The organism is Synechococcus sp. R5-15 (assembly GCF_047462035.1).
Taxonomy (GTDB): Bacteria; Cyanobacteriota; Cyanobacteriia; order Thermostichales; family Thermostichaceae; genus Thermostichus.
The window spans coordinates 32,551-49,302 of the sequence record NZ_JANSIK010000097.1 but is presented as its reverse complement, the minus strand read 5'-3'; the positions used below and the strand labels follow the sequence as shown (position 1 = coordinate 49,302).

The window sequence follows — 16,752 nt, the reverse complement described above, 5'->3', positions numbered from 1 at the left end:
ATGCCGGGTGGAGTTTATTCACCGGGTGGCTGGACTCCTACGGGAAGGTCTTCAACAAGGTGGTGGTGGCAGTGCCGCCCCAGTACACCAGTCAGGACTGTTCTCAGTGTGGTCACAGGGTGAAGAAGACGCTGTCCACTCGCACCCACCGCTGCCCGCGGTGTGGGACGGTGATTGACCGGGATGAGAATGCGGCCATCAACATCCTACGCAAAGGGCTGGAGTTGTTGGGTGAGGAGTGGAACAACGGTACCTTAGGGCATAAGGGAACCGCCCCGCAAGGGGGAACGCCTGGGGAGACGAGCGCCGCTGCCGTGGAGGGGAAGCCTGACACGGTAAGCGCTGTCGCAGAACCAGGAACCAGAATCCCCTGTCTTTAGGCAGGGGAGTATGTCAAATCCCCAAAGAGACTCACCGAGCCGTGAAGCGCATCCTGTTGGAATCGGATCAAGATCTTTCGGAGCTGATCGAGGCGCTGCTCAGCCAGTGGCTGCGTTCTCAGTCGGGAAAGGTTTGAAACCAAAATCTGGGGAAGGGGGGCATCGCGGACCCCACAGCCGCATAGGATCCCGCTGTCGGGGATCGGAGGGAGCACACAGATTCCAGATCAGAACCAGATAAGAATAAGATGAAGGGGCGTGAGGCAGGGATCCCCGAACGCGAGGTGGGGCCGTTCGCAATAGCGGGACGGAGTCCTTGGGCAAGTTGCGCGAGGGGAAGTCTGCGTTGGGAGGACGTCACGCTCTTTCAGGGGTAAAGGGATCCTTTATGCAAGCCATCACCTTGCTCGGCTCCACCGGCTCGATTGGCACCCAAACTCTGGACTTGGTGGCCCAGTATCCAGAGCGTTTTCAGGTTGTTGGCCTGACCAGCTACAGCAACGTTGCCCTCTTGGCCGAGCAGGTGCGGCGGTTTCGGCCCCAGATGGTTGCCATTGGCCGGGAGGAGCTGCTGCCGGAGCTGCGGTCGCTGCTGACCGGGATCCGACCGCTGCCGGAGTTGGTGGCCGGAACGGAGGGGCTGTGTCAGGTGGCGGCTCACCCGGCGGCCCAGCGGGTGGTGACGGGGATCGTCGGCTGCGCCGGTTTGTTGCCAACCCTGGCGGCCATCCGTGCCGGCAAAGACATTGCCCTGGCCAACAAAGAAACCCTGGTGGCAGGGGGGCCGGTGGTGCTGCCCTTGGTGCGGCAGTACGGGGTGAACCTGATCCCCGTCGACTCTGAGCATTCGGCCATTTTCCAGTGTTTACAGGGGGTGCCGGCGGGATCCCTGCGAAGAATCCTGTTGACTGCCTCGGGTGGCGCCTTTCGGGATTGGCCTGCCGAAAAATTGGATCAGGTCACCCTGGCCGATGCCCTCAAGCATCCCAATTGGGTGATGGGGCGCAAAATCACCATCGACTCGGCCACCCTGATGAACAAGGGCCTGGAGGTGATCGAGGCCCACTGGCTCTTCGGCCTGGACTACGACCACATCGACATCCTCATCCACCCGCAGAGCATTGTCCACTCCCTGATCGAGCTGGCCGATACCTCGGTTCTGGCCCAGTTGGGCTGGCCGGACATGCACCTGCCCATCCTCTACGGCCTCAGTTGGCCGGAACGCCTGGCCACCCCCTGGGATCCCCTCGATTTGGTCAAGCTGGGATCCCTCACCTTTAAGGCTCCGGATCACCGCAAGTACCCCTGCATGGAGTTGGCCTATGCCGCTGGACGGAGGGGGGGAACGCTGCCGGCAGTGTTGAATGCGGCCAACGAAGCGGCGGTGGCCCTGTTCTTGCAGGAGCGCATCCGTTTTTTGGATATTCCCCGTCTCTTGGAGCGGGTTTGTGAGCGGCATCAAGTCATTGCCGATCCCAGCCTGGAGGACATTTTGCAGGCAGATGCCTGGGCACGGCGGGAAACGGCGCAACTGGCCCAGCAAGCCCCGGCTCAGGTTCTGGCCTGATCCCTACCGGGGGGATCCGGCTGAACGCTAGAGTGGAAGAGGATGCAGGGAGCAAGTGAGTGACCGGATCCCATCTCCGACAATTGGCCCATTATCTGCGCCCCTATCGACGACAGGTGGGGTTGGGCATTGGATCCCTGCTCCTGGTCAATGGCCTGGGGGTGTTCCTGCCCTGGTACGTCAAGCTGGTCATCGATGACCTCAGCCAGAACCTGGCCACTTTGTCGGACCGGCGCATTGCCCTTTACGCCCTAACGGTGCTGGTCGTCTCCAGCCTGATGATGGGCATTCGCATTGCCTCGCGGGTGTGGATGTTTGGGGTGGGACGGCAGGTGGAGTTTCACCTCAAGCAAGCCATCTTCGAGCATTTGCTCACCCTGCAGCCTTCCTACTTTGCCCAGCAGACCATTGGGGACATTCTCACCCGCATCACCAGCGATGTGGAAAACATCCGCCGCCTGTTGGGCTTTGCCCTACTCAGTTTGGCCAACACGATCTTTGCCTATGCCACCACCTTGCCCGCCATGTTTGGCATCGAGCCCCGTCTGAGCACCTTGGCGCTGTCGGTGTTTCCGGTGATGTTGGTGCTGGTGAAGTTGAGCAGCAACCGCCTGCAGCAGGAGCAGCTCCAGGTGCAGCAGGAGTTGGCGGATCTGAGCGATCTCATTCAAGAGGACCTGAACGGCATTGCCCTGATCAAGGTGTACAGCCAGGAACAGCACGAGCAGCGGGAGTTTCGCCGCCAGAACCAGCGGCTGCTGCAGGCCAATTTGCGCTTGGCCCTCACCCGCAACTTGCTCTTCCCCTCTTTGGTGGCGCTGGTCAGCCTCAGTTTGTTGCTACTGCTGGCGGTGGGGGGGCCGCAAATTGCAGCCGGGACGCTGACCATCGGGGATTTTTCGGCCCTCACCCTCTACGTGGAACGGTTGGTATTTCCCACCGCCCTGCTGGGCTTCACCATCACGGCCTACCAGCGGGGGCAGGTCAGCTTGGAGCGGATCGATGCTCTGTTGGGGGTAGAACCCACCATCCGAGACGCCCCAGGCGCTTTGCCGTTGCCTCTGGAGAGGGTGCAGGGTCGCCTCGAGGCCAGAGGTCTCGCGTTTGCCTTCGCCGGCCCTGCGGCAGCTCCGGCTCTGGAGGGTTTGCACTTTTGCCTAGAGCCGGGTCAGATGGTGGCGGTGGTAGGGCCCATTGGGGCGGGCAAGTCCACCCTGGCCAATGCCTTGCCTCGGCTGCTGGAGATCCAGCCGGGGCAACTGTTTTTGGATGGGCAGGATATCACCCAGATTCAACTGGGATCCCTGCGGCGGGCCATTGCCTATGTGCCCCAGGAGAGCTTCCTGTTCAGCGCCACGGTCCGGGATAACATTCGCTACGGCAAGCCGGATGCCGAAGATTGGGAGGTGGAATGGGTGGCCAAAGCCGCCCACATCCACGCCGAGATCCTCAACTTTCCCAAGGGCTACGACACTCTGGTGGGAGAGCGGGGCATTACCCTCTCCGGTGGCCAGCGACAGCGGGTGGCCTTGGCCCGGGCTTTGCTGGTGGATGCTCCCATCTTGATCCTGGATGACTCTCTCTCCAGCGTGGACAATCAGACGGCTCAGGCCATTCTTCGCCATCTGCGTCGGGTCACGGCCCAGAAAACGGTGATCTTCATCACCCATCGCCTTACGGCTGCGGTGGAAGCCGATCAGATTTGGGTGATGGACAGGGGCCGCCTCGTGCAGAAGGGATCCCATGCCGAATTGCTGGCGGACGAGAAGGGCCTCTATGCTTCCCTGTGGGCCAAGCAGAAGCTGGAGGAGATACTGGCCTGATTTCTTCACCCCTGGCTCCTCTCCCAAGGTAAAGAGGGGATCTCGCTGGCGCTCTGGTCGGAAAGGGGGTTGAGCGGCTACCGTAAGCTGCAAAGCAGGGAGGAGTGGTGGAATGGAGACTGTTGGGATTGTTCGCGCTAGGGGTGCGGAGCGCCCTCTGTGGGAATTGCTCAGCCAAGCCGGGATCCAGCCTCAATTGGCCCAGGGATCCCTGGAGGGGGTGCAGGTCTGGGGCCTCTGTGCCGACTCTCGCCAGGTACAGCCGGGGGATCTCTTCTTGGGGATGCCGGGATCCCGCGTGGATGGAGGTAGCTTCGTGGCCCAAGCCCTGGCGGCAGGGGCAGTGGCGGCCATCATTTCCCAAGAGGCGTGGGAGAGCGTCAGCGGAGAGGCTGGATGGGGAAGTCAGCCCGTCCTGGTTTTGCCTCGCGCCAGCCTGAACAGGGCCGTGGCCCAGGTGGCGGCAGCTTTCTATGGGTTTCCCGCCCGCCAACTGACCTTGGTGGGGGTGACGGGCACCAATGGCAAAACCACCACCACCCACTTAATCGAACATTTGGTGCAAGCTGCCGGCCGCTCCGCGGCTTTGCTGGGCACTCTGTACAACCGCTGGCCTGGCTATAGCGAAGTGGCCTCCCACACCACCCTTTTTCCGCCTGAACTGCAGCGCAGCCTCAGGGAAGCCCAGGGAGCCGGGGCGGAGGTGGCGGTGATGGAGGTGAGCTCCCATGCTCTCGCTCAAGATCGGGTGTGGGGATGTTCCTTTGCCGCTGCCGTCTGGACCAACCTCACCCAGGATCACCTGGACTTTCACCAGACGCTGGAGAACTACTGGCAGGCCAAAGCCACCCTCTTCCGACAGGAGTATCTCCAAGGGCGGGCGGTGATCAACGCCGACGATGCTGGGGGACGGCGGCTCTTGCAAGCCATTCGGCCCGATCTGCAGCCCTGGGCCTACTCGCTGCAGCCCCTGCAGGGGATCCCCGGCCTCTGGCCCGGCCAAGTTCAACTGCGCCCCACCGGCCTGAGCGCGACCCTGCACACCCCTGCGGGCACGTTTGCCGTGGAGGCCCCCCTGGTGGGATCCTTCAACCTGGCCAACCTGCTGGCGGCGGTGGGGGTAGCCCTGCACTTGGGGATCCCTGTCGAGATCATCCAGTCGGCCCTGCCCCACTTTCCGGGCGTACCGGGGCGGATGGAGCGGGTGACCCTGCCGGGGCAGGATATCGCGGTAGTTGTGGACTACGCCCACACCCCCGACGGCCTGGAAAACCTGCTCAAGGCCCTGCGATCCCAGGTGCAAGGGCAACTTATCTGCGTCTTTGGCTGTGGCGGGGATCGGGATCGGGGCAAACGACCGCAGATGGGCCGCATTGCCGCCACCTGGGCCGATCAGGTGATCGTTACCTCCGACAACCCCCGCACCGAAGATCCCCAGCAGATCCTACGGGATATTTTGGCCGGGATCCCTGGATCCCCCAGGGCGGTGGAGGTGGATCGGCGGCAGGCCATTCGCCTGGCCATCCTCGCAGCCCAGCCAGGGGATACGGTGGTCATTGCCGGCAAAGGCCATGAGGACTACCAGATCCTGGGCACCGAGAAGATTCACTTCGACGACCGAGAAGAAGCCCGCGCCGCCCTGGCCCTGAGGGAAAAAAGCCGGGGGTGAGGCTAACGGGAGCGGTGCTGCAGCATCAGCTCCACGAACTCGCGGAAGAGGTGATCGGCATCATGAGGGCCGGGGCTGGCTTCCGGGTGATACTGCACGGAAAACAGGGGCAGGTGACGGTGGCGGATCCCGGCCACGGTACGGTCATTCAAGTTGAGGTAGGTGATTACCACCCCATCGGCAGGGATCGAGTCGGCATCCACCGCAAACCCGTGGTTTTGGCTGGTGATCTCCACTTGCTTGTCCAGCCCACAGGGATGGTTGAGGCCCCGATGGCCAAACTTGAGCTTGTAGGTGGATCCCCCCAGGGCCAAGCTGAGGATCTGATGGCCCAGGCAAATCCCAAATAGGGGCTTCCCGGTTTGCAGCAGAGCTTGGGTGGTGCGGATGGCAGTCGTCTCAGCGGCGGGATCCCCTGGCCCATTGGAGAGGAAGATCCCATCGGGGTTGTAACTCAAAATCTGCTCCGGGCTGGCATTGGCCGGCAACACCATCACCCGACAGCCATAGCGGGTGAGGCGGCGCAAGATGTTGCGTTTGATGCCAAAATCCAGGGCCACCACCCGCAGGGGCGGCTCCGGGATCGGGATCCCTTGGCTGCGCCCATAGTCCCAATCGGCAGGCGTAGGCTCCAGCCACTCGTAGGGTTGAGGAGTAGTAACTTCCGCCACCAAGCTCAACCCCTGCATGGAAGGAGCCTGGCGCACCCGCTCCAACAAAACCTGGGGATCCAAAGTCTCCGTGGAAAGGGCCCCGTTCATCACCCCCTGAGAGCGCAGCCGCCGCGCCAAAGCCCGCGTGTCCACCCCGGCAATGGCCGGGATCCCATATCGTTGCAGGTATTCGGGGAGGGTGGATGTAGCCCGCCAGGAGCTGGTCAGGCGAGACACATTGCGGGCGATGATCCCCGCAACCTGAGGCCGAGCCGATTCTTCGTCCAGCTCATTGACTCCGGTATTTCCCAGCTCCGGACAGGTGAAGGTAACCATCTGCCCCCGGTAGCTAGGGTCGGTGATCACCTCCTGGTAGCCGGTCATGCCTGTGTTGAACACCACCTCGCCCACCGCCGTGCCCGGCGCCCCAAAAGACCAACCGGCAAAGGAAGTGCCATCCGCCAGCACCAAGAGAGCCGGCTGACGAGTTTGCCAGGGAAAAACAAGCGGTGGGGAAGCCGTGAGCATAGAAGGAACCTACAGCATTACCAGCCCCCCAAACCCTCCTCTCCCTTTGGGAGAGGGGCCGGGGGTGAGGGCGGCAGTCCGACCATCCTACCTCAACTATTCTCCCTCTACCACGCTGCCACACTCAGGGTTGTTGTCCTTGCGAATGGTACCGATTGAGGTGCTTACCACCACACAGCGGTTTTCCCCCTGGGAGTAGGTGCTGCTGACTACAAAGCGACCCAGTTGACGGGCCCGGCCATCGGATTCAAAAACCGCCCTTCCGTCATTGAAGGTGTTGGCCACAGTTACAAAATTGTTCAGGCGTAGCCGCTGACAGGGGGTAGGTTCATCGCAGAGGCCCTCCTCATCCTGGATAACCAGAGTCGGCACGTTTGGCTCTGAATTGTCCACCCCCACCACCCAAGCTCGGCCCAGGAGAGAGGCTCTGGCGTTGGTGCGGGCAGTGCGCAAGGCTCGCTCCACCCTGTTCTGCGCATCCTCAAGCTGGATCCGCGCCCAGATGTTGATCCCAGAGGGAACGGACAGCACAGCCAAGATGCCGATGATGACAATAACCGCCAAGACTTCTATCAGCGTAAAGCCCCTTGTCTGGGCAGGTGCAATCCGTCTAAATCGGCTCACTGAGGCCAGCATAGGCAGGGATCCCCCCTCCGAATAAGTCACATAGGCTTGACTAGGCTTGACGATTAAACACACCACGGGCCAACACCCGAGTTTGCATTGTCGTCAGATACCGCGACACCTGCTCCGCATCAACGCTGGTGGCATCTTGGATGTAGCGCCGGAACAGGCCGGGATTGGCTCGCTCCATGGCAGTTGCCGTGATGGTAACAATCACATCTTGGGGAAGGCTGGCGTCGGTACTGCGCCGAACGCAAACATGGAAGCCCACGTCGTTTTGATTGACCTCTAGGCCTGAGAAAGTGACTCCGTCGGGCCTGCCCCCTCCAAAGGCATAGCCCTGTGGGCAATTCGGGGCAACCTGCGGGCTGCCCTGCCGGCTGCTGAAGATGTTGGAGACCAGAGTTACCAGTCGATTACCTTGATTGCCTGCCCCAGCAATGGGAGTTTGGCGAGCCCTAGCTTGCTCAGAGGGCCAAACCAGAAAGCCTTCCCGGAAGGGATCCGGATCCTCGACAAAAAATCGGCTGCGCTCAGTGCATGTGTCATTAAGAGGTTGCAACTCAAACCTAGCAATGCGCGCGTTGCCCTCCCAAGGGGTGTTGCCGTCTGGGTTACCGGCGTTGTTGTAGTTACGTTGCAAGTAGTACACAACCAAGGTGTAAATGTTACGGCGGCTGCGGATGTTATCCCAGTCAGCTTCGGAAATACCCGTAGGTCTCTCCCTCAAAGTTACTCGGCCTTCTCGAATTTGTTGCAACGTCGGAGGGCCTTGATAGCAATCGCGTGGGATCGGATTCAGCTTCCAAAAGGCGACCACTGGAATGGCCCCATCGGGGCGGCGAATCCATCCAGGAGTGTAAAGCCGCTCGATGAGATCCGGCGTTCCATTACCGTTGGGCTGTTCCGCATCGTTGTAAATGTAGAGAGCTTCCGCCAGATCCTGCTGAATATACCGCATGGCCTGGGTCAGCTCCGCCTGCACCTGGGTGCGGCCCGTCTCTTCCCGATCCAGCCGCATCGTCTCGATGACAATCATCGCGGTGGCCAGGAGAAAGATGGAGGCAACCAGCAGTGAGACCAACAGCTCAATGAGGGTAAACCCCGCACTCTGGTAAACCCTGTGGCGAAAAACCTTGAACATAGGAAAACACCACCTTTTTGTGAGCCTGCAGGAGGAGCTTACCCGTCGCTTCAAAGCGAGGTAGGGCTTGGGCTGGGCAGCGGGAAGGCATTGCAGTTGTTGGTCGGTGTTCCACCTCTGGCTTGAACATCGGCCAAAACGGCGCGGCAAACATCCCCCAAGTTGGCAGCAGGGTTAACTTCTACAAAGGAGGTGGCTAGTGGAAAGAGCCAGACATTGGCATTGGCCAAGTTCTGGTTAGCCGAAACCACCTCCGCCCTCAAGCCAGGCAGCGCTTGGCGAGTGTTTGGATCAAAAGAAAAGCGGTGGTAAACCCTCACACCCATGCGAAAGCTGCAGGGCACCCCCTGAATGACCCTGCTTTCACGGCGGTCGATGCAAGGTGCCCCTGCGTCGCGGAAGGTTTGGATGACGTATTCTTCGGGGTTACGCCCCGGCACTTGAACCCGAGCCACGCGAATGGAATAGTTGTTCCCCTCTCTGTCCATGTTGGTGGGAGGTGAGGTATTTGCCAGCGGGTTGGCTCCCACCTTGGGCAGACGGGCCAGTTGATCCTGAAAAGCGCGAGGGTTGGCAGCCAGCTCGATATCCACCAGAGTGCGGATGCGGTCTACCTCTTCCTGGGCTAGGCGGTTGGCCAGCTCCACCCGCTCGCTCATGGCGCGCCGGTAAGCAATTACCGTGAGGGTAGGGGCCAGGGCGGCCATGGCCAGGGCCACGAGGACGACCGAAGCCAAGACTTCAATGAGGGTGAAACCCTCCGCTTGGTGTTGCTGCCAAAGCCGCCACTTGTTCATGGATCCCTCCCTCTTCTGCCCCTACCCTAAATCTGCCCCTGACCGGCCAGGTCAATATCAGTTAAACTCCTCGCAGCCACCAATCCGGGCAGACGGATCCAACTGCACACCCGGCTGATTCTGGAGTGCGCAGCGCAGCCGCCGCACATACGGATCCTGAGGATCCAACTCCCGCAAGAACTCAGTGCGGGCATTGGAGGGGAATTGGAAGCGAGCCGACACCGCGCTGGGACGACGGGCAATTTGCAGACCCACGTCGTAGCCGAAGCGGCGGCTGGGTGGGTAGTAGTAGTCGTAACCGCGCACGAAGGTTGGATCGGCTACCAGATCGGGTGGCTCAAAGCTGTGCTGCAGGAAGGGGCCGGTAGCATAGGTGCTGTAGTTGAGCTGGATCATCGAGCCGCTGAAGAAGAGGTCGGTATTTCTCCACAGCTCGTTGAGGCGCAGGAAGTTGTGCATGCCCCCGCCCGTCTGATTCAGCCGAGACGGGATCACACCGCTGATGGCAATGGCATTTACCCGCGTTTCCCTGGCCGGCTGGAGCTGCCGGTTTTGGGTGCCGTTGTCGTTGCGGCGGCGCTGGTTCACATCGGTTGAAGCCAGCTCCTGGAAGCTCGGGATGGGAATGGGCCGACGGGTCACCTCATCCAGGATTACCCCCAGCACAGGGTTGTTGCCGGCAAAGCCGGTGGTGGGCTTGTTCAGATCCAGGGTGAAGGGCTCTACGTCCACCCACTCCGGTTTATTGCCACTGCCGCCATCCCGATCAACCTGCACCTGGATGGTGTTGCCGTTGGGCTTGACGTAGAAGCAGAGGCCATTGCGAATATCTTCACTGCCCTTGTGGTTAATGTAGTATCCGTCCGCATACTTGGACGCGGGAGTGTAGGCTTGGGTCGCGGCGCTTTTGTTGACGCGGGCGTAAGGGTTGAGCGCCATCTGGGGTTGGATCTCTAGCTCTGGCCGATCCGGCAAGTCTAACCCAAACAGTGGATCCCGCTCCAAAACATTTGAAGGCTCCTCCGGATCCCAAATGCCATTCTTGTTGAGATCCTCGAAGGTAGGATCGGCACCTTTAGGAGAGGTACGCAGAGTGCTGGGTCGGCTGTCACCGGTGTAGGCGGTGTACTTGAAGCGGTCGTTGAAGTTGGGGCGAAACACCCCCGGTACCCAGAAGCCACCGTCGGTGGGAGTGACCTTTTCTTCTGAGTCACAGCGAACAGTTCCATTGGGATTGAGCAATCGCCGCCGCAGTTGCCGCGCCCAGTCGTCGGTGCCTAGGCTAAGAGTTCCGGAAATCGGAGAAGCACCACTCTCGGCAGGGCGAATGCCGGGTTCTTTGCTGGGGTTGGCGATCTGGCTGGAGAGCAAATTGCCTCTCAGTCCGGCGCGGGCAGCATAGGCGGGCTCACCAAACATCCAATTGAAGGCCGCCTGCAGAGCCTCGGCAGGGTTGGGCCACTTGGGCGGCTTGGGCACTCCCGCCTTCACCTCCAGCACCGGCGAGAGCTGCGGCTCCAGAGCAATGGTCACGCCTTCAGTAGAAGCCTTGGCCACCGTGTTCACGCCGATCGTCTCCGGCTCTGGATCGGCTTGGATTTCGTGGACAGGGCGCAGCTCCACCGTGTTGGGCTTGGCTGCCATCCACTCGCCCAAGGGGCTCTTGGAAGGAGCTTCTGGGGCAAAGGTGCTCGACCCGCAAGGCCGCCCTTGACAGGTTAAAGATTGTGTCTGCGTTGTAGTGGGCGAGCAGGTGGGGCTGCTGGTGCTGGCGATGAGGGTGCCCGTCCGGGTTTGGGTAAAGGTTTTGGTTGTGCCGCAGGCGATTTGGTCGATGACCTCATCGCAACTGGCCGGTGACCAAGGGCCCCAGTTGTAGTTGCAGATCTTCTGGCAGGTGACCGTCTGGGTTTGCTGCCTGGTGGTGGTTCCGCAAATCGAGGTGCAGGTTTCGGTGCGGGTCTGAGTTATGGTCAGGCCGCCATTGGCCACCGTGCACGCAGGAGTCCAGTCTGTATAGGTGCAGGTAGCCCCCGGAGGTTGGCAAGTGATGGTTTGGTTTTGGGTTTCAGTAAAGGGGCTTTGGCTGGGACACAGCGGCGTAACCGTGCGGCTGCGGCTCTGCGTAATGGTAGCCCGGCTGCACTGCTGCTGCTGGGTACACTGAGGCGTCCAATCCGACCAAGGCCCGTAGTTGTACTGCGGCTGGCAGGTGATCTGCCGAGTTTCCGGCGTTGGCGCGCTGCCAGGGCAACCGGCAGGCAAGGTGGCAGTTCTGGTTTGGGTAATAGTGGTTTGCTGACAGATGTTGGGGTCACATGCAGGAGTCCAGACTCCCCAGATGGGATTGCAATTGAGAGGGGCTTCGCAGTACTTCTGGTTGGATAACAGAGGTTTATTCCGATCCGGCTGGCAAGGTTGGTTCACCCCCTGCAGCGGCTTCAGGTACCGCAGGTCGTAGTCTTCCAGATCGCTGTCATCGCGAGTGGCAAAGCGCAGGGAGGCACTGCCGGTATTTTCGTAAGTTTGGATCTCCACCAAGTAGGGCGAGGGCTGGGATGGATCCGCGCACTCCAGCTCTAATCGCAGGGTGACCAGGTTACCGCCGCCATCCTGCCAGGCTTCGGCACCCGCAGCATTGGGCCCTAGGCTGAGCGGAGTTCCGTTCCAGGCTCCATTGTTGACAAAAGTGGCACTGGAGCCGTCCCGCCGTCGAATGATCAGCCGCACGCCGTCGTCGCCGTTGAGAATGCGGTAGCTCTGTAGGCCAGGCCAACGCGGATACAGCTCCCCTACCCAGCGCACCGCGAAAAAGTCGTTGCCGTTGCTGTTGCCATTCGGCCCTGAGCCGCTTCTACGCCGCCAGCAGGAGCGCAGGAAGTTGAAGTGACCCGGGAAGTTGAGATCATCTGCGTCGGTCAGCAGATTCGTAAAGCCATTGTTGCCATCTGGCTCTCCGCAACTAGGCATCCAGAACCAGTCGCCGCGATCCCGTCGATCTGGGGTGCCAGCCGGCGCCGACAAGCGGCAAAGGGGCTGCCGAATGTCCGCCAACCTGTCGCACATAGAGTTGTTATACAGCCGCCGCTTGAAGGGAGAGTTGGAGTCCAGCGATGTGCTGCTGCCGAAAAAGTACTGGAAGCCTCCCCACCAGGGAAACTCAGGGCCACCGCTGCGGGCAAAGCGCCCTAGGCTGCTCGGATTGTTGATAGTATCGCGCACGCAGGCCCAGCGTTGGTCATTGTTGGCGCTGCCCAAGTTGGTCGTGGGGCAAGTGTGAGCACTGCTGGTAAAGCCGTTGTTAAACCGACCAAGGGCATCGGGCACGCCTTGCGCTGGGAACACTGGATCTGGCCAGCGCACTGCCCGCAGGTAGGGCAGGTTGCGATCTTGAGCCCCTGAGGGCAGAGGGCCCACAGTCCCGTTCGTGGCAAACTCTGTGTTGCGTTCGTACTGGTCTCTCGGGCTAGTCAGCCAGCCGTTGTAGTACTCGGCCAGCAACCCAGAGCCACCGGGATCCGGGCAGGGTCCCAGCGGAGCCACCAGCACCCAGCGGGAGGTATCCAGCACCGGGTTGCCCAAAGCCGAGATGCGCACACCAAAGTTGGCATAGCCCGTATCGGGCGCCCGCAAGGGCCGCACTGCCGGCACGCCACCGCCCGCCGTTCTGTCATCGTTATTGGGATCCGAATCGGCGTTGTCGAAGGGAGCCAGAATGGTGTCGCGGGCAAACACATCCGGCCAACCCGGCTGGTTGAGGTTGTCGCCCAGGTTCTGGGCCCCGTTCGTGTTGTCAAAGCGCAGAACCCCAGCGCTGTTGGGATCCGGAGCCGGCCAGTTGTTGCCCCGGATCACCAGCGCTTGGTTGAGGAAGGAGGTGTTGAATCCCAGGTTATCCCTGTCCTTCTCACCCCTGAGACAGCCGTAGTAATCCCACCGCCGAGGGGCTGATGCCCGCCCACCGTTGTAGTCCTGCCCGGGGTTGTAGTTAACGCCGCCGCCATTGAGGGTGCCATCCTGGACAAAGGCATCATCAATGCTGCCATCGCAGAAATCGGCAGAGAGGATGTTCACCGAGTCGCCCAACACGTCGCTCGGCCGCCAGAGATCCTCCGCCGCCCGGGCAAAGCGCCGGTCTTCCCGGTCCTCATTGGATCCGGATCGCCGCCGCCCGTAGAAGTTGCTGTAAAGACCGTCTGCTCCGAAGGCAAGGCGAGTGGTAAACTCCTCCAGGGGCTCGCCGCTCTTCGTCTGATGCAGGTTAAAGTCCCCTTGGATATAAACGGGGTTGTCGGAAATGAAGGAGAGGCCAAAAATCGCGTCATCAGGGTTGAACCCACCCCGGGCCAGCACCGCCCCGTTGCGCAGCCGGAAGCCGTAGGGCCGCCGATCCGGATCGGCATAGTAGTCCACCGGTTTGGGGCTGAGTCCACCTGGATTGGAAACAGGGGGATCCCAGACCGTTTGGTTGTTAGCCGTGCCGCGACCTGGCTGACCGGCGTTCATAATACCGGCGCTGCCCAAAGTGCCGCGGGCGTTTGCGTTGTGCCAGCTGGTTAGGTAGCTATCAAAAGTGCCCAAGGGTGGGCGGGCAATGGCATCTTCCCGCACGGCATCTTCCCGGAAGGCGTAGAAAATCCCCCCTTCTCGGTTCTCGCCAATGCCGGCAGGCAGCCAAGTGTCCCCGTTAATCAACCCCCTGGCCTGTCCGTTGACGTTGTTGGTCAGCAGGGCCAGGTCGATGTTGAGGGCCCGCACCGCCATCGCCTCGCGGCCATCGTAGAAGACGGAATCTTTGAAGGGCACGCGATGACACTGGTCGCCAATCCGAATGAGATCAAATTGGTTGCTATTGGGGCCAGCAGCAGTGCAATTGGCTGGGGCATGGGGCAAAGCCCAGTTGCCAATTCCAGAACGGGGCTCCAGAGCAACCTCGTTTAAGTTGGTTACAGCCTGATAGCTGACTGTGCTCGGAAGGAAGGAGTAAGCGCTGCGCCGCTCCGTTTCCAGGGTATCCGTCTGGTTGAAACTGGTGGTCGGGAAGATGTAGCGCAGCGGCAGATAAAACCGGTTGGCTGCTTCTCGGTTCCCAGCTCGGCTGGCTTGAATGTCGTTCCAGAGGGTTTGAGCCGCTGGATCCCCGGCATTGGCAGCCGCCTCAATGCGGAGCATGTTGTCGGCCAGCATGCCCAACATGCAGCCTGCCGTTTGCAGTGTCGATTGATCCGCCAAGCTGAGGTTTGTCGGGTTTTCAATGATTCGCCGCAGCTCCGAGAAGTTGCCAAAAGCCGTAATAAACGGATCCGGGTGAATGCGGCCCGCCTTTTGACGCGGCGGATAGGCCCCATCGGGATCGCCGGCAAAATTGGCCAGGTTGGTGAGGGCCGTCCACAAGGGGGTGCCCGGAGCTAGCCGAGCCTGCATCGGGGTTGGGTCATATTCCCAGACATTGGTGCCCTGCCCGGTAAAGAAGTTGATGCCCAGTTGGGTGCGCTGGTCGCCGGTGGGGAACGTGGAAGCCCGCTGCAAGCTCCAGGGAGAGCCGGGGTGGGCCACCGTAGCCAGGCAGGCTATCGGAAAGCGGCCATCTCTGTGGCTGTGGTGGTAAACGGCTGTAGCCTGCACTGCCGCCGGGTTATCCCGCAGCGTCAGGCGTTGCCGCGCCTCGTTGCTGATGAAAATGGGCTGCAACTTGGTGGGATCGTTGGGATCCCCGGGCGGCACCAGAGGCAAAGGCAAAGAATCTGTGCGAGTCAGCTCCAGCCGCTGGCCCACGATCACCCGCAGCCCTTCCACGCGGGCCCGCCGCTCCCAGTAGCCATCCAAGCCCACCTCGGAAAGGGCGCCTGGGGGTGGGTTGTCTTGCGTTAGAGATTCCCTCTGGTTGTTCTGAGCATCCCCAGGGATCGGAGCACCAGCACTGACACCAAACGTTTGAGTAAAGGTGTCCACATCGCAGCCCCTTGCCGGATCAGGGCTGACCGGTGGGCGGTCATAGCTGGCCTTGGGGCCAAAGCGGTTGTCGGCCCGGTAAACATCGTCCACGTAGGGGGGGCAGACTTGGTCTTCCGTTGACTGAAAGCCGCCTGCTTGAACTCGTCCTGGTGGGCCACTCTCTGAATTCCGCCTGACATTAATTGGAGAGACTGACCATCCCGCTGGATCCTGGGCGTAGGTTCCGCGGGTGCGAATGCGGCCAAAAAGCTGTAGCTCCAGCGGATCCAGAGCTACCATCTCAGGAGCTGCGGTGTTTTGAACCGAATCGAAATTGAGGTTATTCAGGCGGGGAAGCGGCGTACTTGGCGGCACTTTCGCCACCTTAGGGTGGGCATCAAAGATCAATGTATCGCTCGCCTCCTGTCCGGCGTAGCCAATGGCCCCTGCCACCAACTCTCCGAAGGCGGTAATCTCGGAGTTTTCCGGCGGCATGTAGAAGCAAGACTGCTCCGAGCTGATGGTGAAAGCTCGGAACAAATTGTTGCTGGCGTAACGGAAAAAGAGGCTGCCCCCCGCGTAGATGGCACCGTTCCAGTTGTAGCCAGGAGTGAAGAAATACTCTAGGTCGCCGCGGCTGAAGGCTCCCCATTTGTTAAGCAGATCCCTCCGCCGATCCTGCTGAAATTGCAAAGCCGAAATGGCACGGGTGGTGGAGTCGGCACCCGCAATAGGCAAGGTGACGGCATAGACTTGAAAGGGCTTGTACAACGCAGAGCCAACCTGGAACCAATCCCCCACGTTGGGGTTGACCGTCTGTTCAGCCGGAGAATCGGTACACCCCGCCAAGGCCGAACCCTGCAGTGGCCCACTGCGGATCAGCAGCCGCCGCGCCCGCTCGGTATCCGTCAGGTTAGCCTCAAAGTCGCCGCCGGCAGCCCGACGGGTGTTCAGAATAGTATAAACCGTTACGGAGTCATTGATGCCATTGTTGTCGGTATCCGCCAAGAACCACCAAGCGGGCGCCTGAACCCGGACGTTCAAGTTTTGTCCCGGATTTTGCGGATCCTCCACCTGAATGTTGGTGGCGATCACGAACTGAGTTTCGTCGGGGAGGATGTAGGGCTCATCGGGATCCCGAGGAAGCAGACCCCCTGCCCCATCGTTGATGAGGGCTGCGGCAAATTGCGCATCCGTCGGGGCGCTGTTGGGCAGGCGGGGATCCCGAACTAGGTACTCGATCTTAGCTCTAGCCCGGTCAATGGCCGTATTCAGTTGTCGGCTAATGGTTTGCCCCGCTCGTTCCACCTGGGTTTGGATGCTGCGCTGGGTAGAGCGGGTCAGCAGCCCCACCGTCACCAAGCTCAAGACCAGCACGATCAAAATGGCAACCGGCAGGACGAAGCCCCGCTCTCGAATCTTGCGCTGATCCACCCGTGCTTTCAAAGAGGCGAGCAAGCGCAGGGTGAGCTTGAGCAGCAGCGTGGAAGGAGCAGACATACCGTATCTCGGACAACGTGAAGGGGAAGGCGGCACCCCAGGGATCCCTTGTCAAGATGCCAAGCTAGCAACAGTATGGCGGTGATCATGGCCGCCGCAAATCCCCACCTCTGGGGGGAATCCCCAAGCCCTT

General features: G+C 60.9%; 9 protein-coding genes. 4 read left to right on the top strand and 5 right to left on the bottom strand.

Features of this window, described 5'->3' with window-relative positions:
• The 4 genes from NW839_RS09040 to NW839_RS09025 all read left to right on the top strand — a co-directional run.
• Nucleotides 1-380 (top strand): RNA-guided endonuclease InsQ/TnpB family protein (locus NW839_RS09040; protein ID WP_414380589.1); only part of this gene is annotated, 380 nt, incomplete at its 5' end.
• A gap of 388 nt (nt 381-768) precedes the next feature.
• Nucleotides 769-1,947, top strand: a complete 1,179-nt coding sequence (locus NW839_RS09035) for a 1-deoxy-D-xylulose-5-phosphate reductoisomerase (RefSeq protein WP_414350389.1) — start codon at nt 769-771, stop codon at nt 1,945-1,947.
• Between the two features lie 59 nt (nt 1,948-2,006).
• Nucleotides 2,007-3,770, top strand: coding sequence for an ABC transporter ATP-binding protein (locus tag NW839_RS09030; protein WP_414350387.1), 1,764 nt, complete (start codon nt 2,007-2,009; stop codon nt 3,768-3,770).
• A gap of 112 nt (nt 3,771-3,882) precedes the next feature.
• Nucleotides 3,883-5,439, top strand: coding sequence for a UDP-N-acetylmuramoyl-L-alanyl-D-glutamate--2,6-diaminopimelate ligase (locus tag NW839_RS09025; protein ID WP_414350385.1), 1,557 nt, complete (start codon nt 3,883-3,885; stop codon nt 5,437-5,439).
• Nucleotides 5,440-5,441: 2 nt separating this feature from the next.
• On the opposite strand, the gene carA is transcribed toward NW839_RS09025, so the two are convergent.
• The 5 genes from carA to hpsA form a co-directional block, all read right to left on the bottom strand.
• The gene (gene carA, locus NW839_RS09020; protein WP_414350384.1) at nt 5,442-6,620 is read right to left on the bottom strand and encodes a glutamine-hydrolyzing carbamoyl-phosphate synthase small subunit; all 1,179 of its coding nucleotides are present in this window, start codon (nt 6,618-6,620) and stop codon (nt 5,442-5,444) included.
• A 96-nt stretch (nt 6,621-6,716) separates the two neighbouring features.
• Nucleotides 6,717-7,256 (bottom strand): Tfp pilus assembly protein FimT/FimU, encoded by a 540-nt coding sequence (locus NW839_RS09015; protein ID WP_414380587.1) that lies wholly within the window; start codon nt 7,254-7,256, stop codon nt 6,717-6,719.
• 40 nt (nt 7,257-7,296) lie between these two features.
• Entirely contained in the window at nt 7,297-8,388 is a 1,092-nt protein-coding gene (locus tag NW839_RS09010) for a type II secretion system protein J (RefSeq protein ID WP_414350381.1), read from the bottom strand.
• 50 nt (nt 8,389-8,438) lie between these two features.
• Nucleotides 8,439-9,185: a prepilin-type N-terminal cleavage/methylation domain-containing protein gene (locus NW839_RS09005; RefSeq protein WP_414350380.1), complete on the bottom strand. Its 747-nt coding sequence runs from the start codon at nt 9,183-9,185 to the stop codon at nt 8,439-8,441.
• A 57-nt stretch (nt 9,186-9,242) separates the two neighbouring features.
• Complete coding sequence (gene hpsA / locus NW839_RS09000; RefSeq protein ID WP_414350379.1) at nt 9,243-16,619, bottom strand: hormogonium polysaccharide biosynthesis protein HpsA; 7,377 nt, start codon at nt 16,617-16,619, stop codon at nt 9,243-9,245.
• Nucleotides 16,620-16,752 lie beyond the last annotated feature (133 nt).